The organism is Pseudomonas sp. AC112 (genome assembly GCF_979253545.1).
This window is the reverse complement of sequence record NZ_CEEDCM010000001.1, coordinates 2812611-2831131: the sequence shown is the minus strand read 5'-3', so window position 1 is coordinate 2831131 and position 18521 is coordinate 2812611. Positions and strand designations below refer to the sequence as shown.

Here is an 18521-nt window from a genome sequence, read left to right as displayed (position 1 = left end):
GGTTTAACAGGATTAACTCAGTCGAGAATGTCGGAGGGGCTGCTTCGCAGCCCAGCGCAGGACAAGCCTGCTCACCACAGCAAGCCGGCTCCCACAGGGTCCGAATCAAACAACGGCGTTATAGAACTGCTCGCTGCTCTTCTGCTCCACCAACGCCTGCTCGATCGCCGCTTGATGCACCTCATCGGCGTGCTCTTCGCGCGCTTCCGGCAGGATGCCCAGGCGCGAGAACAGTTGCATGTCCTTGTCGGCCTGCGGGTTGGCGGTGGTCAGCAACTTGTCGCCGTAGAAGATCGAGTTGGCACCGGCAAAGAACGCCAGGGCCTGCATCTGCTCGTTCATCGCTTCACGGCCGGCCGACAGGCGCACATGGGACTGCGGCATCAGGATGCGCGCCACGGCGAGCATGCGGATGAAGTCGAAGGGGTCGATGTCCTCGGCGTTTTCCAGCGGTGTACCGGCGACTTTCACCAGCATGTTGATCGGCACCGATTCCGGATGCTCCGGCAGGTTGGCCAACTGGATCAGCAGGTTGGCGCGGTCATCGAGGGACTCGCCCATGCCGAGGATGCCGCCGGAGCAGATCTTCATCCCTGAATCACGCACATAGGCGAGGGTTTGCAGACGCTCGCTGTAGGTGCGGGTGGTGATGATGCTGCCGTAGAACTCCGGCGAAGTGTCGAGGTTATGGTTGTAGTAGTCGAGGCCGGCCTGGGCCAGGGCTTCGGTCTGGTCCTGGTCGAGGCGGCCAAGGGTCATGCAGGTTTCCAGGCCCATGGCCTTTACGCCTTTGACCATCTGCAGCACGTAGGGCATGTCTTTGGCCGACGGGTGCTTCCAGGCGGCGCCCATGCAGAAGCGGGTCGACCCGATGGCTTTGGCGCGAGCGGCCTCTTCGAGGACCTTCTGCACTTCCATCAGCTTCTCTTTTTCCAGGCCGGTGTTGTAGTGGCCCGACTGCGGACAATATTTGCAATCTTCTGGGCAGGCACCGGTTTTGATCGAGAGCAGCGTCGACACTTGCACACGATTGGCGTCGAAATGCGCGCGGTGCACGGTCTGCGCCTGGAACAGAAGGTCATTGAAGGGCTGCACGAACAGCGCTTTGACTTCGGCGAGGGACCAATCGTGACGCAAAGTGGCGGTGGTGCTGGCGCTCATGGGCGATTCCTTGATTATGCTTTGGCAAGCGCTGCGGGAAGGGCAATACCCACAGGCACGACACGGATGCTCGGCATATTTAAGGAAGATTCATGCACTGTCAACCCGACTACAAACACCAGGTTTACATCTGGTTAAAAAACACTCAAAGCTGTTTAATCTGCGATGAGGCGACCGACTCCGCCGATTGTGTCTGCAACGTCTGCGAAACCGAGCTTCCCTGGCTATTGGAACACTGCGAGGTGTGCGCCCTGCCCCTGCCGATGGAGGGCCTGATCTGTGGCCAATGCCAGAAACACCCCCCCGCCTTTAAACAGGTGATCGCACCTTGGACCTACAGCTTTCCCATCGACAGCCTGATCAGCCGCTTCAAGCACCAGGCGCGCTGGCCCCTTGGGCAGATGCTCGCGCGGCTCTTGGCGCAGCACCTGCAACACCGCCTCGACAATAGCGAACTCACACGGCCCGAATGCTTGCTGCCGGTGCCCATGGCACGCCAGCGCCTGCGCGAACGCGGCTATAACCAGGCGCTGATGCTGGCGCGCTGGCTCAGCACCGACCTGAACATCCCCTACGATGAACAGCTGTTGTTACGCCCCCATGAAACCGTCGCCCAGCAAGCCCTCGATGCCAAGACCCGCAAACGCAACTTGCTCGGCGCTTTCGCACTGGCGCCCGATGCCCAGGTGCAAGGCCGTCACTTCGCACTGGTGGACGACGTACTCACCACCGGCGCCACCGCCCACAGCCTGGCGCGGTTGTTAATGCAGGCCGGCGCGCGGCAGGTCGATGTGTACTGCCTGGCGCGCACGCCCAAACCCGGCAGCTGACTTGACTCTGGCCTACCTTGCCCGCAACGTTCAGCCCATCACATCGAAGCGTATCCCTATGTCTCTGCCTGCATCCCTCAGCCAACACATCATCCGTCGCCCCCAGCGCATTGCCCTGCTGGCGCATATTGCCGAGCAGGGCTCCATCACCCGGGCCGCGAAAAGCGCGGGTTTGAGTTACAAGGCGGCGTGGGATGCCATCGACGAGTTGAACAACCTGGCGCAAAAACCGCTGGTAGAACGCAGCGTTGGCGGCAAAGGCGGCGGTGGCGCCAAGCTGACGGCCGAGGGTGAGCGCGTGTTGCGTCTTTACCAACGGCTGCAAGCGGTGCAGGCCGAAGTGCTGGGCTCGGATGAAGCCGCCAGTGACTTCAACCTGCTCGGCCGCTTGATGCTGCGCACCAGTGCACGTAACCAATTGCACGGCCAGGTCATCGCCATCGAGCCGCATGGCCGGAATGACCTGATCCGCCTGCAACTGGCGGGTGGGCTGAGCCTGGATGCGCAGATCACCCGCGACAGCACGCAGCGGCTGGAACTGGAAACCGGTGTTGAAGTGGTTGCACTGATCAAGGCCGGCTGGCTGGAACTGCTGGCGGCCGGGCACCCTGCAACAACTGGACACAATTGCATGAGCGGCACCGTCGACGCCATTCTCGACGCCGACGACGGCCCCAGCGAAGTCCGCATCGCCCTGCCCAGCGGTCAGGTTTTGTGCGCCCTGGCGCAGCCCGACGCACTCAAGGCCCTGGGCGCCGCCGAAGGCCAGGCGATCCAGGTGCAATTCGCACCGAGCAATGTGCTGCTCGGAACGCCGGTGTAGCTGCTGCCCGTATTCGAACTGCAACAATTTCGTCACGCCCGCTCCTTATGGTGTCTGCAAAAACCGCAGGGAGCCTGAGATGAGCCTATTAGAAGAAAACCAAGCCACCGACCTTGAACAGATGGTCGGCCTCACCCGCCGCCGCTTCATCGGCGCCGGCGCCTTGTGCGGTGCCGCGATGTTCCTGGGGGGCAACCTGCTGACCCGCAGCGCGCTGGCCGTCAACGCCGCCAGCGCCAGCCCGCTGCTGGGCTTTACCAGCATCGCCGCCGCCACCAGCGACGCCATTACCTTGCCGCCGGGCTACAGCGCCTCGGTGCTGATCAGTTGGGGCCAGCCACTGAGCAAGAGCGCGCCGGCCTTCGACCCGTCCGGCAACGGCACGGCCAAGGCCCAGGAACAGCAGTTCGGTGACAACAACGACGGCATGAGCCTGTTCGCCTTTCCCGGCGACGACAACCGCGCGTTGATGGCGATCAACAACGAATACACCAACTACCGCTACCTCTTTGCCCATGGCGGCGCGCCGCAATCGGCCGAAGACGTGCACAAGGCCCAGGCCAGCGAAGGCGTGTCGGTGATCGAAGTGCGGCGCAAGGGCGACACCTGGCAGTTCGTCCAGGACTCGCGCTACAACCGCCGCATCCACGGCAACTCGCCGATCCGACTGAGCGGCCCTGCCGCCGGCCACGACTGGCTCAAAACCAGCGCCGACAAATCCGGCAAAAAAGCCCTGGGCACCTTCCAGAACTGCGCCAACGGCAAGACGCCGTGGGGCACTTATCTGACGTGTGAAGAGAACTTCACTGACTGCTTCGGCAGCACCGACCCACAACAAACCTTCGACGCCGGGCAGAAACGCTATGGCGTGGTCGCCGCCAGCAAAGAAATCAACTGGCACCAGCATGACCCGCGTTTCGATATGGCGAAGAACCCCAACGAACTCAACCGTCACGGCTGGGTCGTGGAAATCGATCCGTTCGACCCGCAATCCACCCCGGCCAAGCGCACCGCCCTGGGTCGCTTCAAGCATGAAAACGCTGCCCTGGCGGAAACCCGTGACGGCCGCGCCGTGGTGTACATGGGCGACGACGAGCGCGGCGAGTTCATCTACAAGTTCGTCAGCCGCGACAAGATCAACCACAAGAACCCCAAGGCCAACAAAGACCTGCTCGACCACGGCACCTTGTACGTGGCGATCTTCGACGCGGGCGACGGCAACGCCGATCATCCCAAGGGCAAGGGCCAGTGGATCGAGCTGACGCACGGCAAGAACGGCATCGACGCCAGCACCGGCTTTGCCAGCCAGGCCGAAGTGCTGATCCACGCACGCCTCGCCGCCAGCGTAGTGAAAGCCACGCGCATGGACCGCCCGGAATGGATCGTCGTCAGCCCCACCGATGGCCAGGTCTATTGCACCCTGACAAACAACGCCAAGCGCGGTGAAGACGGCCAACCGGTGGGTGGCCCGAACCCGCGCGAGAAAAACGTCTACGGCCAGATCCTGCGTTGGAAGGCTGACGCCGATAACCACGGCGCCAGCGAATTCAGCTGGGACCTGTTTGTGGTGGCCGGCAACCCGGGCGTGCACGCTGGCACACCGAAAGGCGGCTCGTCGAATATCAACCCGCAGAACATGTTCAACAGTCCAGACGGATTGGGCTTCGACAAGGCTGGACGCCTGTGGATCCTTACGGATGGGGACTACAGCAACGCGGGTGACTTCGCGGGAATGGGCAATAACCAGATGCTGTGTGCCGACCCGTCCACCGGGGAAATCCGCCGTTTCATGGTCGGTCCGGTGGCGTGTGAAGTTACGGGTATCAGCTTCTCGCCGGATCAGAGGACGCTGTTTGTGGGGATCCAGCACCCAGGCGAAACCGGTGGGTCGACCTGGCCGGAGCACTTGCCGAACGGCAAGCCGCGGTCGTCGGTGATGGCGATTCGTAGGGATGATGGTGGGATAGTCGGCGCCTGATAAGCCCTCTTCGCGAGCAAGCCCGCTCCCACACTTGACCGAGTTCCAGCATGAGAATGCGGTCGAATGTGGGAGCGGGCTTGCTCGCGAAGGCGTCCGCACAGTCACCACCTATCACTGTTACCATACCCGGCCGGACGCGGCGCCCTGCTGCGCGCAGGAGTTCGCATGGCCCACCCGTTTGAAACACTCACCCCCGACCTGGTGCTCGACGCTGTCGAAAGCATCGGTTTCCTCAGCGATGCTCGCGTTCTGGCGCTCAACAGCTACGAAAACCGCGTCTACCAAGTGGGCATAGAGGATTCAGAGCCACTGATCGCCAAGTTCTATCGCCCGCAGCGCTGGACCAACGAGGCGATCCTCGAAGAACACCGTTTCACCTTCGAACTGGCCGAATGCGAAGTGCCGGTGGTCGCGCCCCTGATCCACAACGGCGAAAGCCTGTTCGAACATGCCGGGTTCCGTTTCACCTTGTTCCCTCGCCGTGGCGGCCGTGCGCCGGAGCCGGGCAATCTCGATCAACTGTATCGCCTTGGGCAATTGCTCGGCCGTTTGCATGCGGTGGGCGCCACCCGCCCGTTCGAACACCGTGAAGCCCTGGCCGTGAAGAACTTCGGTCACGATTCCCTCACCACGCTGCTGGAAGGCAATTTCATCCCCAAGAGCCTGCTGCCGGCCTACGAGTCCGTGGCCCGCGACCTGCTCAAGCGGGTGGAAGAGGTGTACAAGGCCACGCCGCACAAGAACATCCGCATGCACGGCGACTGCCACCCCGGCAACATGATGTGTCGCGACGAGATGTTCCATATCGTCGACCTGGATGACTGCCGCATGGGCCCGGCGGTGCAGGACCTGTGGATGATGCTCGCCGGCGATCGCCAGGAATGCCTGGGCCAATTGTCGGAATTGATGGACGGCTATCAGGAGTTCCATGACTTCGATCCGCGCGAATTGGCATTGATCGAACCCCTGCGCGCCCTGCGCCTGATGCACTACAGCGCCTGGCTGGCTCGGCGTTGGGACGACCCGGCGTTTCCCCACAGTTTCCCGTGGTTTGGCAGCGAGCGTTATTGGGGTGATCAGGTGTTGGCGCTGCGTGAGCAACTCTCGGCCCTGAACGAAGAACCCCTGAAACTCTTCTGAAGCTTCTCTGTGGGAGCCGGGCTTGCCCGCGACGCACACGCCTCGGTTTGGCAGGAGTACCGAGGTGATGCAATCGCGGGCAAGCCCCGCTCCCACAGAAAGCAGATCCCATTGCCTGAGAAATATCCTTACAATCGCGCTTTGTTAGCTGCCTAAGCAAGGATTCTGCAATGCACGCCGCCAACCCCCGGAAGGGGTACATCCTGGGCCTGAGCGCCTACGTCATCTGGGGTCTGTTCCCGCTCTACTTCAAAGCCATCGCCAGCGTACCCGCCGCCGAAATCATTGTGCACCGCGTGTTGTGGTCAGCGCTGTTCGGCGGTTTGCTGTTGATGGTATGGAAGCATCCCGGCTGGTTCCGCGAGTTGCGTGACAACCCCAAGCGCCTGGCGATCCTGGCCCTCAGCGGGTCGTTGATCGCGGGCAACTGGCTGACCTATGTGTGGTCGGTAAACAGCGGGCGCATGCTGGAAGCGAGCCTGGGTTACTACATCAACCCGCTGGTGAATGTGGTGCTGGGCATGCTGATTCTGGGTGAACGCCTGCGTCGTCTGCAGTGGGTCGCCGTTGGGCTGGCCGCAGTGGGCGTGGCGCAACAGGTCTGGCAGGTGGGTAGCTTGCCATGGGTGTCGCTGGTACTGGCGCTGACCTTCGGCTTCTACGGGCTGATCCGCAAGCAAGCACCGGTCAAGGCGCTGCCGGGGCTGGTGGTGGAAACCTGGATGCTGGTACCGATTGCCGTGGCATGGCTGCTGTTCAACCCGTCGGCCCATAGCGCACAGATGGCCTTCTGGAGTACGTCCGAAGCCTGGTGGCTGGTGGCGGCTGGCCCGGTGACGCTGATCCCGCTGGTGTGTTTCAACGCCGCCGCACGGCATTTGCCCTACACCGCATTGGGCTTTTTGCAGTACGTCGCACCGACGCTGGTATTGCTCGAAGCCGTGCTGTTGTTCGGCGAACACCTGGCGCCGAGCACCCTGACCGCCTTCGCCTTCATCTGGGCGGGCCTGGTGGTGTACAGCGTAGATATCTGGCTCAGCGTGCGCAAACGCTGATCAAATATCGTACAAACCTCTGCAAGCCACAGAATGCGTGGCTTGCAGCCATCCACCCCAAGGTTATCCACAACCTGATCCCCGCCATTTGTGCACAAGCCCTTGAAACTGCTCGTTTTTTGCTCAGTTGGCGAAGAGCCCCGGCCGGTGTGGCCTGGCAACGGGTCTCTACAGGTTATCCACAGGCCCATGCAAGATTTCCATGCATAACCCTGTGGGCGCTTTACTCCTCGCTGTGCAGTTCCACCATCAGGTCATCCGCCAGGGTTTCCAGGGATTGCTGCAAGTCATCCAGGGATAAGTTCGCCGGCACCTGCAACACGGCCTCGGCGGTAAACAGCGGGTCTCCGCTCATGGGCGCCGGGCGCACGTCCGTGCTCAAGCTCCCCAGGTTCACGCCCTGCTTGCTCAACAGCGCGGTGATTTCGCGCACGATGCCCGAACGGTCATTGCCCACCAGCGTCATCACAATCGATTTGGACGCCAGTGCCTGGCCGCTGCTGCCCTCACCCACCAACACGCGTATGCCGTGTGTGGATAAATCCTCCAGCGCCCCCACCAATGCCTGACGGTTCTCCGCCGGCACGCTGACCCGCAGGATCCCGGCGAACTGCCCGGCCATGTGGGCCATGCGGCTTTCCAGCCAGTTGCCACCGTGGGCAGCGATATTCTGCGCGATGCGTTCAACGAGGCCGGGTTTGTCGGCAGCGATAATTGTGAGTACAAGATGGTCCATGGCAACGCCCTCTGGAATTCAATCTACAAGGTGGACCCGAAGGCCCTCGATAACAAATCGTGTACCATTTTTATATTTATCTGGAACAATCCAACAGTTTTTTGAGAACATCCGGTTCTCCGCTGTGACCGTACGACCAAAGTGGGTCGCTAAACGACGTATTTAGTCTAATTTTCACAACCGCAAGTCATCATGTAGTATGCGCAACCTGGCACTACATAATGAAAATCTAAAAAGCGCTTAAGCTGTGCAGAGTGAGGCAAGCAATGACTGAACACGTTCAAGTCGGTGGCCTGCAGGTCGCCAAAGTCCTGTTCGACTTCGTGAACAACGAAGCCATTCCCGGCACCGGCATCACTGCCGACCAGTTCTGGGCCGGTGCCGACAAGGTCATCCACGACCTGGCACCGAAGAACAAAGCCCTACTCGCCAAACGCGACGATTTCCAAGCGCGGATCGATACCTGGCACCAGACCCACGCCGGCCAGGCGCACGACCCGGTGGCCTACAAGGCCTTCCTGCAAGACATCGGATACCTGCTGCCAGAAGCCGCAGACTTCCAGGCCACGACCCAAAACGTCGATGACGAAATCGCCCGCATGGCCGGCCCGCAGTTGGTGGTGCCGGTGATGAACGCCCGCTTCGCCCTCAACGCCTCGAACGCGCGTTGGGGCTCGCTGTACGACGCGCTGTATGGCACCGACGCCATCAGCGAAGCCGACGGCGCCGAGAAGGGCCAGGGCTACAACAAAGTGCGTGGCGACAAGGTGATTGCCTTTGCCCGTGCTTTCCTCGATGAAGCCGCACCGCTCAGCGCCGGCAGCCATGTGGATTCGACCGGCTACAAGATCGTCGATGGCACGCTGATCGTCAGCCTCAAGGGCGGCAGCAACAGCGGGCTGCGCGACGACGCGCAGTTGATCGGCTTCCAGGGCGACAGCGCCCAACCGATTGCGGTCCTGTTGAAACACAACGGCCTGCACTTCGAAATCCAGATCGATGCCAGCACCCCGGTCGGCCAGACCGACGCCGCCGGCGTCAAAGACGTGCTGGTGGAAGCCGCGCTGACCACCATCATGGACTGCGAAGACTCGGTCGCCGCCGTGGATGCCGATGACAAAGTGGTGATCTACCGCAACTGGCTCGGCCTGATGAAGGGCGACCTGGCCGAAGAAGTGGCCAAGGGCGGCAAGACCTTCACCCGCACCATGAACGCCGACCGCGTCTACACCGGCGTGAATGGCCAGGACGTGACCCTGCATGGCCGTTCGCTGCTGTTCGTGCGCAACGTTGGCCACTTGATGACCATCGACGCGATCCTCGACAAAGACGGCAACGAAGTGCCGGAAGGCATTCTCGACGGGCTGATCACCAGCCTGGCGGCGATCCACAGCCTCAACGGCAACAGCACGCGCAAGAACAGCCGCACCGGTTCCGTGTACATCGTTAAACCGAAAATGCACGGCCCGGAAGAAGCTGCGTTCACCAACGAGCTGTTCGGGCGCATCGAAGACGTGCTGAACCTGCCGCGCAACACGCTGAAAGTCGGGATCATGGACGAGGAGCGCCGCACCACGGTCAACCTCAAAGCCTGCATCAAGGCCGCCAGCGAGCGCGTGGTGTTCATCAACACCGGCTTCCTCGACCGTACCGGCGACGAGATCCACACCTCCATGGAAGCCGGCGCGATGGTGCGCAAGGCCGCGATGAAGGCGGAAAAATGGATCGGCGCCTATGAAAACTGGAACGTCGATATCGGCTTGAGCACCGGCCTGCAGGGTCGCGCGCAGATCGGTAAAGGCATGTGGGCGATGCCCGACCTGATGGCGGCGATGCTCGAGCAGAAGATCGCCCACCCACTGGCCGGCGCCAACACCGCCTGGGTACCGTCGCCTACAGCGGCAGCCCTGCACGTGTTGCATTATCACAAGGTCGACGTATTCGCCCGCCAGGCCGAACTGGCCAAGCGCGAGCGCGCGTCGGTGGACGATATCCTGACCATCCCCCTGGCCAGCAATACCGATTGGTCTGACGAAGAGATCCGCAACGAGCTGGACAACAATGCCCAGGGTATCCTCGGCTATGTGGTGCGCTGGATCGACCAGGGCGTCGGCTGCTCGAAAGTGCCCGACATCAACGATGTGGGCCTGATGGAAGACCGCGCCACCCTGCGCATCTCCAGCCAGCACATCGCCAACTGGCTGCGTCACGGCATCGTTAATGAAGCCCAGGTCATGGAAAGCCTCAAGCGCATGGCGCAGGTGGTGGACCGTCAGAATGCCGGGGATAAGTTGTACCGCCCGCTGGCGCCGGACTTCGACAGCAATATCGCGTTCCAGGCGGCGGTGGAGTTGGTGGTTGAAGGGACCAAGCAGCCTAATGGGTATACCGAGCCGGTGTTGCATCGCAAGCGTCGGGAGTTCAAGGCCAAGAATGGTGTGTAAGTAGTTGAAAAAAGCCCTGATTGTAAAATCAGGGCTTTTTAATTTTGTGTATTTAATTAATAACCGTTGACTTCCCCTCGCCTTCCGCATAAATAAGCACCGCGCGCCCCGACGTATCGTGGTAATAACCCTGAACGAAAAGTTTTTGCCTACTTTCAGACTCACTGACCGTTAACAACGCCACGCCAAAAACCGGATATTGAATATTACCTACCTGATAAAATACGGCCAATTCATCTTCTCTAAAAGCCCACTCATACGTACCGTCCTGTGTCACATCCTGTTTATAGAAGATAAAGAAAATTTTATTTTCCACTCTAAACTCCATGCCGTGGGATGCAAAAAACAAGTTATCCGTCGTCCATTCCTCCTCTAGATCAGTGCTGCGATATAGTTGAACAGTCCCTGTCCCAACAATTTTCATCGGGAGGACGCGCTTTCCTATTTGAATATTTTGGGATTTTTTTCCAGTTATCATAACTTGCTCCTACTAACGCTAAACAGGGGGCTCATCCTGCAGTAACACTTCAGGTCTTGAACCGTCGTTATTTCAGGCGTATCGATGTAAGTCGTCAACGTTGTCAATTAATCACCCACGTTCTCGGGTGCTGCTCTAGAACCAGAAGCCACTGATACTTAATCAGTAACCTCTCGCGCAAACTACGCCCTCTGAGCGCGCTGCGGATACTGTTAAAATTAACAGTTTTAAAATGAATCTGACGGACGGCAAATGAAACAGTCCTGATCGCAAGATCAGGGTGTTCGATCTTATTGAGCGGGCCAAGTAAAAGTGGCTTCACCTGTGCCGTTAATCGTGACTTCATGCTCTTCATTCTTAAATGTCAGATTGATGCAGGTAATATACATACTGTACGTATTTGAGAGGCCCGTGCGTTGGCAAAGAACAAAATACTTTCCAGAGGTAGGCATTATAAAATAAAGACCATTTTCGTATCTATAATCGATGTTACCTCGATGTTACCTCGATGTTACCTCGATGTTTCTCTGGATCTCGCGGAAAGTCAAACTCGTAGAGCTCATCCCGCGGAGACAGCGAAGTCCCGTACTCCGCCGTCAACGCCCCAGCCACCTCTCTGGTGATGATCGAGAAATGACTCAAGCTTGCAGATACATCACGATGTGGAGCATAAATAAATCGCGGCTTGCCCCCCCTGAGTATTAAAATATGTGCATTATTGCTATTTGCTTGATCGTTAGATTTTTTAATAGCCATCACTCGCTCCTTTTGACGGGTATAAGCCCCTGGCTGAAGACCAGAACTCTCCCGTGCAGTGAAATCGCTAACCCCTCGCTTGCCTACTGTGAGAATTGACAGTTCGAACAAAAAAAAGATAAACGGCAGTGGGTGCACCATCGCCAGCGTCTGCTTCACCCTCTTCGCCAAATTCAAAGGGACCAATAAGCCGAATGGGTACACCGAGCCGGTGTTGCACCGTCGGCGTCGGGAGTTCAAGGCTAAAAACGGCCTATAACGAGTGACCGAAACATAAAAAGCCCTGATCAAACCATTAGGGCTTTTTATTTTCGGAAATGAGATTCTGTAACCTGTGAATCGTTGATAAAAAGCCCCCGACTTAAAGCCTGGATTTAATAGACAGGTTCAGAATCTCTTTTAATTATCGACTGACCAGGTCAATAATAAAATGTTGTTTTGAAACTTCCGCTTAAAGAAACCTTGAGCGCGTCCTCCTCAAAGCGGACATTCAAAAACCAACCGTCGTGGGTAAAGCTGCGATCTGAATGCTTCGTTACAGAAACGTAAACGTCACCGCTCTTGGCTGAATAAACCTGTTGATGCTGCGGACTTGTATACCCATTTCTAAACAAGCTTTTAACATCAAAGTGATGATCCCCCTCCGTTAGCTCCTGCCCATATGACCAAAACAGGTTCTCAGGAGATAAAAAATCATCACTATAGATCGACATACTGGATCTCTGAGCCAGGATCATTGTTGTACGAAAAAAACGGGCTCCTCCGTCGGCCAACACTAATACATGCCCCACAGATTCCACAACTTTTGCACGCACCTCTTTAAATTCGACCTTATCGGCAAAGTGGTTATCAGTATTCATTCTATGCACCTCTTTAAGCGTTAGGGAACGACAAGCTTGTCAGGCCTTCGTACAGTAAAGGAGCCGCTCTCAGGATTGCCTACTGTTAGAGTTAACAGTTTTAACCACCTCCTGACGGACGGTACTGCGATATCCCCAGCTCGCGCTTCACCCTCTTCGCCAATTTCATGCTATCAACCGGTTTGGGAGGCAAATCCGCCACGCCCAAACGCATCGTGCTGATCATGTCTGGCGCCTGCGCTTACCCTGGACTGCTCCACCCTGCGTATCTCCAGCCAAAACATCGCCAACTGGCTGCGCCATGGCATCGTCAACCAAGACCAGGTGATGGAAAGCCTCAACTGCATGGCGCCGGTGGTGGACCGTCAGAATGCCGGGGATAAGTTGTACCGCCCGCTGGCCCCGGATTTCGACAGCAACATCGCGTTCCAGGCCGCAGTGGAGTGGGTGATTGAAGGGACTAAGCAGCCTAATGGGTATACCGAGCCGGTGTTGCACCGTCGGCGTCGGGAGTTCAAGGCTAAGGACGGCTTGTAAATGAAAAGAGCCCCGGTCGAGAGACCGGGGCTTTCTTCTTTTCAGGAAGACTGTCAATTAAAAAGTGAAAGTGGCTTCACCTGTGCCGTTAATCGTGACCTCTTGCTCCTGATTCTTAAACTTTAAATTTATGTAATTAATATGGTTTGTATACGTACCCGGGGCGCCCGCGTCTTTGGAAACAACAACAAACTTTCCAGAAATAGGGCTTATAAAATAAACACCTTTTTCGTCTCTATAATCGATGTTTCCGCGATGCTTATCTGGATCTCGTGGAAAGTCGAACTCGTACTTCTCATCCCGCGGAAACAAAGTATTCCCATACTCAGCTATCAACGACCCTGCACCGTCCGTGATGACCGAAAAATGTCTCAAGCTTGCATCTACATTAGTAGAGTGTACAGGGCGTTCCGTTCCATCCCTAAGAATTAGAATACTTGCGTGACCGTTATTTGCTTGATCCTTAGACTTTTGAATAGACATAACCGGCTCCCATGGAGTGTATATGGCCCTGGCTGAAGACCAGAACCCTCCAGAGCAGTAGGCTTTAGGACCGCTTGCTTGCCTACTGTGAGAATTGACAGTTCGAATATAAAAAAGACAGACGGTAGTTACTGCGCCATCCCCAACTCCCGTTTCACCATCTTCGCCAACTTCACGCTATCAATTGGCTTCAGCAAAAAATCCACCACGCTCAAATGCATCGCATCGATCACGTCCGGCGCCTCGGCATCCCCCGACATGATGATGATCGGCAGCGCCGCACGCGTAGATTCACGCACTTGTCGGATCAGTTCCAGGCCATTGCTGGGGGCCATGCGCAGGTCGGTGATCAGTAAACCGATGGAGCTGCTGGACTTCAACAAATCCCACGCCGCCTCACCACTTTCGGCGGTCATGCAGCGAATACCGTCCAGCCCCAGGATTTCCGCCAGCAGTTCACGTGCGTCCTTGTCATCGTCAACAATCAATACACGTTGTGGCGGTAAATCAGGCTCCAGCATCACGGCGCTCAGCGCCTCGCGCTCGGCATCACTCAAAATATCGTGGTCGGACATACGGTTCTCAGCAATTCTCATCAATCTCCCAGCACACTCGTCAGACATCTGCGGAAGGGCGATCAATGTGCACTTCGTCGGAAAGTTTGCCTAGTGGGCGTTCTACGGGTTTTGGACGATAGTCATGTAAGGTTTTTCCCTAGGTGTGTGCCGTTTGTATCGACCTAGACTTACGTCCAATGGGCACCCGCCGCGCAGGAGTCGACCATGAGGGACGATAACGACAAAAAAACTGCGGTCACTGTTATGAGTAAAGCTGATGCCTTCGCCCAGGCGGGGAAAACTGCTGTGTTGCAAAATATCCACGGCACCCTGCAATTCCTGCAACGCTTCCCGCCGTTCAACCAGATGGAAAATGCCCACCTGGCGTTTCTGGTGGAACAGTGCCAGTTACGCTTCTATGGCCCCGGCGACAGCATCCTCAAACCGTCGGGCGGGCCGGTCGAACACTTCTACATCGTCAAGCAGGGCCGCGTGGTGGGAGAGCGGCCGGACAGCGCCGAACCCACCTTTGAAATCACCACCGGCGAATGTTTCCCCCTGGCAGCCTTGCTAGGCGAACGGGCGACCCGCACCGAACACAAGGCCGCCGAAGACACCTTCTGCCTGCAACTGAACAAGCCCGCCTTTATCAAGCTGTTCGCGCTTTCCAGCCCGTTTCGCGACTTTGCCTTGCGCGGCGTCAGCAGCCTGTTGGACCAGGTCAACCAGCAAGTCCAGCAAAAGGCAGTGGAAACCCTTGGCACTCAATACTCCCTGAACACTCGCCTCGGCGAGTTGGCCATGCGCCACCCGGTGACGTGCAGCCCAATCACACCGCTACGCGAAGCCGTCACACTGATGCATGAGCAACAGGTGGGCAGCATTGTGATCGTCGACGAGCACAAGGCGCCCCTGGGGATTTTCACCCTGCGCGACCTGCGTCAGGTTGTGGCTGACGGCACCAGCGACTTCAGCCAGGGCATCGAGGGCCATATGACCCAGGCGCCCTTCTTCCTCACCCCGGACCACAGCGCCTTCGACGCTGCGATCGCCATGACCGAGCGGCATATCGCCCATGTGTGCCTGGTCAAGGACCAGCGCCTGTGCGGCGTGGTGTCCGAGCGCGACCTGTTTTCCCTGCAACGGGTGGACCTGGTGCACCTGGCGCGCACCATCCGCAATGCACCGCGGGTCGACAACCTGGTGGCGATTCGCGGCGAGATCGGCCAGTTGGTCGAACGCATGCTGGCCCACGGCGCGTCATCCACCCAGATCACCCACATTATTACGCTGCTCAACGATCACACCGTGTGCCGGGTGATCGAGCTGACCCTCGCCGAAAAGGGCGACCCCGGCGTGCCGTTCAGTTGGCTGTGCTTTGGCAGCGAAGGCCGCCGCGAGCAGACGCTGTACACCGATCAGGACAACGGCATCCTGTTCGACGCCAAGGACGCCGCCGAAGCGGCCGAAATTCGTGGCCGCCTGTTGCCACTCGCGCAGCAGATCAACCAGAGCCTGGCGCTGTGCGGGTTCAGCCTGTGCAAGGGCAACATCATGGCCGGCAACCCGGCGTTGTGCTTGTCGCGGGCAGAATGGGCGCGGCGGTTCGCAGCGTTTATCCGCGAGGCGACGCCGGAAAACCTGCTGGGCTCCAGCATCTATTTCGATTTGCGTGTGGTGTGGGGCGATGAGCGCGGTTGCGAGCAATTGCGCCAAGGCATTCTCGACCAAGTGGCCGATAACCGATTGTTCCAACGCATGCTGGCCGAAAACGCGCTGCGTCAGCGACCACCCGTAGGGCGTTTTCGCGAGTTTGTGCTGACCCGCAACGGTGGTGAGAAAGCCACCCTCGACCTCAAGGTGCAGGGTCTTACACCCTTTGTCGACGGCGCACGCCTGCTGGCCCTGGCCAATGGCATCCACGCCAACAACACCCTGGAGCGCCTGCGTCAGCTGGTGGTCAAGGAAGTGATCGAGCCCCTCGACGGCGCGGCCTACGAAGAGGCCTACCACTTTATCCAGCAAACCCGCATGCAACAGCATCAGTTGCAGACCCGTGAGAACCAGCCCTATTCCAACCGTGTCGACCCGGAGAGCCTCAACCACTTGGACCGGCGCATCCTGCGTGAATCCCTGCGCCAGGCTCAGCGCCTGCAAAGCAGCCTGACATTGCGGTATCAGCTGTGAGTTTGTTCGGCTGGCTGCGTACGAAGAAGCCCGGGCTCGACAGCAGTCAACAACAGCGCCTGGAACAGCTGCGCCAACCCTCGCCATTGGGCGACCAACCGTTACGCAGCCAACGCTGGGTCGTGCTGGACCTGGAAACCAGCGGCCTCAACCTCAACCGTGACCACGTGCTGTCCATCGGCGCGGTGGTGATCGAGGATGGCGCGGTGGACTTTTCGCAGATGTTCGAGCGCACCCTGCAAAGGGCCGAAACAAAACTCAGCCCCAGCGTGTTGATCCACGGCCTCGGCCCCAGTGCGATAGCGGCCGGCAGCGACCCGGTGGAAGCCCTGCTGGACTTCATGACGTTTGTCGGCGACAGCCCGTTGCTAGCCTTTCATGCACCGTTCGATCAACACATGCTGTGCCGGGCGCTCAAGGACAGCCTCGGTTACCGCCTGGCCCACCCGTTTCTGGATGTGGCCGACATCGCCCCGCTGCTGTGCCCCGACGCGCCTATTCGTGAAGCCGGGCTGGACGATTGGATCAACTACTTCAACCTGCACGTGGGCGAACGCCATCACGCCAGCGCTGATGCCCTGGCCACGGCGGAGCTGATGCTCATCCTGCTCAGCCGCGCGCGCCAGCAGCACATCGACACGCCCCAGGCGCTGCAGGAGCGTTTGAGCCAGTGGAAACGGCGTAAACAGGCGCCCTCTTTCTAACGCCGCGGACCCGGGTGGTGAGCCCGCTCACCACAAACGCGCGCCCCTTCAAACCGACAGACGCCAATTGCGCCCATCCCACGCCTCTGACACAATCGCGAATAATTCTCGTTAGTTTAAACATCCTGTTTGCTAGGTGATGCCTTGTCGTCGATCCAGAACCCACACAGTGAGCTAGTTGGCGCGTTGTATCGCGACCATCGTGGCTGGCTGCTGGCCTGGCTCCGACGCAACGTCGCCTGCCCGAGCCGCGCCGAAGACCTGAGCCAGGACACCTTCATGCGCCTGCTGGGCCGTGACGAGTTGCGCGAACCCCGCGAGCCACGGGCCTTCCTGGTAGCAATCGCCAAGGGCTTGTTGTTCGACTACTTCCGCCGCGCCGCGCTGGAACAGGCGTACCTCACCGAGCTGATGCTGATCCCGGAAAGCGAACATCCTTCGCCGGAAGAACAGCAACTGATCCTCGAAGACCTCAAGGCCATCGACCGCCTGCTCGGCAAGCTGTCGAGCAAGGCCCGCGCAGCCTTCCTCTACAGCCGCCTGGACGGCCTGGGCCATGCAGAAATCGCGCAACGCCTTGGCGTGTCGGTGCCCCGTGTGCGCCAGTACCTGGCCCAGGGCATTCGCCAGTGCTATATCGCCCTGTATGGCGAACCGCAGTGACGGTGATCAGTTCCAAACCGGTCTCGGCCCGCGTGCTCGATGCCGCGATTGCCTGGCAACTGTCCCTCGATTCGGGCGACGGCAGCCTGGTGGAGCGCGAAGAGTTCGACAAATGGCTGGCCAGCGATGAAGAGCACGCCCGCGCCTGGCGCCAGTTGGGCATGCTCGACCAGCGTTTCAGCGTGGCCTCGGGCCCCGCGCGGGCGGCACTGTTGCAATCGCGCGAAGGCATTCGCCAGCGCGTGCGCAAGCTGGGCAGCGGCCTGGCGAGCATTGCACTGGTCGTCGGCCTGGCGTTGTTTGCCGGTGAGCGCTATGTGCCGATCCACTATTGGCTGGCCGACCAACGCACCGCTACCGGCGAGCAGCGCACGCTGAAGCTGGCGGATGGCACGCTGATCAACCTCAACACCCACAGCGCCATCGACGTGCGCTTTGATGAAAAACGCCGGCTGATCGTGTTGCAGGAAGGCGAGATTCTGGTCGAGACCGGCCACAACGACGCACGCCCCTTCTATGTACAGACCCGCGACGGCAGCCTGCGCGCACTGGGCACGCGGTTTATCGTCAAGCGTGAAGGCGACGCCACGCGCTTGAGCGTGCTGCAATCGGCGGTGGCCGCCCGGCCCGAGGCGCTGCAACAGGAACAGGTCTTCAAGGAAGGCCAGCAAGTGCTGATGCGCAGCGACGGCCTCGGCCCGCTGCTGGCCGTCACCCCGGCCACCGACGCCTGGACCCGCGGCATGCTGGTGGTGGACAACGCCCGCCTGGGCGATGTGGTCGAGGAGCTGAGCCGCTACCGCACCGGCTACTTGGGCGTGGATAAAAACGTGGCCGACCTGCGCATCACCGGCAGCTTCCCACTGCACGACACCACCTTGGCACTCAATGCGCTGCTGCCGACCTTGCCGGTGCAGATTGAGCAGCACACGCCGTGGTGGGTGACGGTTAAGGGCAAGCCTTAGGCTTTGCGGTGCCTTGGCTATCGCTTTCGCAGGCAAGCCAGCTCCCACACTTGACCGCGTTCTGCCTGAAAAAACACGGCCGAATGTGGGAGCCGGGCTTGCCCGCGAAGCGGCCCGCAAGCACACCTTAACGCCCAGGGAAAAATATTTTCATCCTGCCC

17 protein-coding genes and 2 pseudogenes are annotated in these 18521 nt (G+C 59.2%); 12 read left to right on the top strand and 7 right to left on the bottom strand.

Annotation, left to right across the window (positions count from 1 at the left end; genetic code table 11):
* Nucleotides 1–105 precede the first annotated feature (105 nt).
* Nucleotides 106–1161, bottom strand: a complete 1056-nt coding sequence (bioB, locus tag AC0IYN_RS13075; RefSeq protein ID WP_016977842.1) for a biotin synthase BioB — start codon at nt 1159–1161, stop codon at nt 106–108.
* Nucleotides 1162–1253: 92 nt separating this feature from the next.
* Here bioB and AC0IYN_RS13070 point away from each other — a divergent pair, with 92 nt between their 5' ends.
* From AC0IYN_RS13070 to rarD, 5 genes are all read left to right on the top strand, one after another.
* Nucleotides 1254–1991, top strand: coding sequence for a ComF family protein (locus AC0IYN_RS13070; protein ID WP_471841698.1), 738 nt, complete (start codon nt 1254–1256; stop codon nt 1989–1991).
* A gap of 58 nt (nt 1992–2049) precedes the next feature.
* A complete protein-coding gene (locus tag AC0IYN_RS13065) occupies nt 2050–2814 on the top strand; it encodes a TOBE domain-containing protein (protein ID WP_458376022.1) in 765 nt (254 codons plus the stop codon).
* Between the two features lie 79 nt (nt 2815–2893).
* The gene (locus AC0IYN_RS13060; RefSeq protein WP_471841695.1) at nt 2894–4792 is read left to right on the top strand and encodes a PhoX family protein; all 1899 of its coding nucleotides are present in this window, start codon (nt 2894–2896) and stop codon (nt 4790–4792) included.
* Between the two features lie 168 nt (nt 4793–4960).
* Nucleotides 4961–5935, top strand: coding sequence for a serine/threonine protein kinase (locus AC0IYN_RS13055; protein ID WP_457239360.1), 975 nt, complete (start codon nt 4961–4963; stop codon nt 5933–5935).
* A gap of 170 nt (nt 5936–6105) precedes the next feature.
* Complete coding sequence (gene rarD / locus AC0IYN_RS13050) at nt 6106–6990, top strand: EamA family transporter RarD (protein ID WP_406596695.1); 885 nt, start codon at nt 6106–6108, stop codon at nt 6988–6990.
* Nucleotides 6991–7213: 223 nt separating this feature from the next.
* On the opposite strand, the gene AC0IYN_RS13045 is transcribed toward rarD, so the two are convergent.
* Nucleotides 7214–7726: a glycine cleavage system transcriptional repressor gene (locus AC0IYN_RS13045; RefSeq protein ID WP_471841692.1), complete on the bottom strand. Its 513-nt coding sequence runs from the start codon at nt 7724–7726 to the stop codon at nt 7214–7216.
* 266 nt (nt 7727–7992) lie between these two features.
* On the opposite strand from AC0IYN_RS13045, the gene AC0IYN_RS13040 reads away from it, so the two are divergent.
* Nucleotides 7993–10170, top strand: a complete 2178-nt coding sequence (locus tag AC0IYN_RS13040; RefSeq protein ID WP_471841690.1) for a malate synthase G — start codon at nt 7993–7995, stop codon at nt 10168–10170.
* A 52-nt stretch (nt 10171–10222) separates the two neighbouring features.
* On the opposite strand, the gene AC0IYN_RS13035 is transcribed toward AC0IYN_RS13040, so the two are convergent.
* Both AC0IYN_RS13035 and AC0IYN_RS13030 read right to left on the bottom strand, forming a co-directional pair.
* Entirely contained in the window at nt 10223–10648 is a 426-nt protein-coding gene (locus tag AC0IYN_RS13035) for a hypothetical protein (protein ID WP_471841687.1), read from the bottom strand.
* 489 nt (nt 10649–11137) lie between these two features.
* On the bottom strand, nt 11138–11563 hold the full coding sequence (locus tag AC0IYN_RS13030) for a hypothetical protein (RefSeq protein WP_471844858.1): 426 nt from the start codon (nt 11561–11563) through the stop codon (nt 11138–11140).
* A 16-nt stretch (nt 11564–11579) separates the two neighbouring features.
* Between AC0IYN_RS13030 and AC0IYN_RS13025 the strand changes: the two are divergent.
* Nucleotides 11580–11663: pseudogene (locus AC0IYN_RS13025) on the top strand (hypothetical protein); the annotation flags it as partial.
* Nucleotides 11664–11823: 160 nt separating this feature from the next.
* Here the strand turns inward: AC0IYN_RS13025 and AC0IYN_RS13020 are convergent.
* The gene (locus AC0IYN_RS13020; RefSeq protein ID WP_406596692.1) at nt 11824–12264 is read right to left on the bottom strand and encodes a hypothetical protein; all 441 of its coding nucleotides are present in this window, start codon (nt 12262–12264) and stop codon (nt 11824–11826) included.
* A gap of 249 nt (nt 12265–12513) precedes the next feature.
* On the opposite strand from AC0IYN_RS13020, the pseudogene AC0IYN_RS13015 reads away from it, so the two are divergent.
* Nucleotides 12514–12801 (top strand): annotated as a pseudogene (locus tag AC0IYN_RS13015) (malate synthase G); the annotation flags it as partial.
* A gap of 57 nt (nt 12802–12858) precedes the next feature.
* Here the strand turns inward: AC0IYN_RS13015 and AC0IYN_RS13010 are convergent.
* Together AC0IYN_RS13010 and AC0IYN_RS13005 are read right to left on the bottom strand one after the other, a co-directional pair.
* Complete coding sequence (locus tag AC0IYN_RS13010; RefSeq protein ID WP_406596691.1) at nt 12859–13284, bottom strand: hypothetical protein; 426 nt, start codon at nt 13282–13284, stop codon at nt 12859–12861.
* A gap of 128 nt (nt 13285–13412) precedes the next feature.
* A complete protein-coding gene (locus AC0IYN_RS13005; protein ID WP_457248024.1) occupies nt 13413–13859 on the bottom strand; it encodes a response regulator in 447 nt (148 codons plus the stop codon).
* 246 nt (nt 13860–14105) lie between these two features.
* Between AC0IYN_RS13005 and AC0IYN_RS13000 the strand changes: the two genes are divergently transcribed.
* The 4 genes from AC0IYN_RS13000 to AC0IYN_RS12985 all read left to right on the top strand — a co-directional run bounded on the left by AC0IYN_RS13000 (nt 14106) and on the right by AC0IYN_RS12985 (nt 18360).
* A complete protein-coding gene (locus AC0IYN_RS13000; protein WP_406596690.1) occupies nt 14106–16028 on the top strand; it encodes a putative nucleotidyltransferase substrate binding domain-containing protein in 1923 nt (640 codons plus the stop codon).
* The gene (locus AC0IYN_RS12995) at nt 16025–16732 is read left to right on the top strand and encodes a 3'-5' exonuclease (protein WP_406596689.1); all 708 of its coding nucleotides are present in this window, start codon (nt 16025–16027) and stop codon (nt 16730–16732) included. The genes AC0IYN_RS13000 and AC0IYN_RS12995 overlap by 4 nt, the downstream gene beginning before the upstream one ends.
* Before the next feature lie 144 nt (nt 16733–16876).
* On the top strand, nt 16877–17395 hold the full coding sequence (locus AC0IYN_RS12990) for an RNA polymerase sigma factor (protein ID WP_078050462.1): 519 nt from the start codon (nt 16877–16879) through the stop codon (nt 17393–17395).
* Complete coding sequence (locus AC0IYN_RS12985) at nt 17392–18360, top strand: FecR domain-containing protein (protein ID WP_471841683.1); 969 nt, start codon at nt 17392–17394, stop codon at nt 18358–18360. Before AC0IYN_RS12990 ends, AC0IYN_RS12985 begins: the two co-directional genes overlap by 4 nt.
* The last annotated feature ends 161 nt before the right edge of the window (nt 18361–18521 follow it).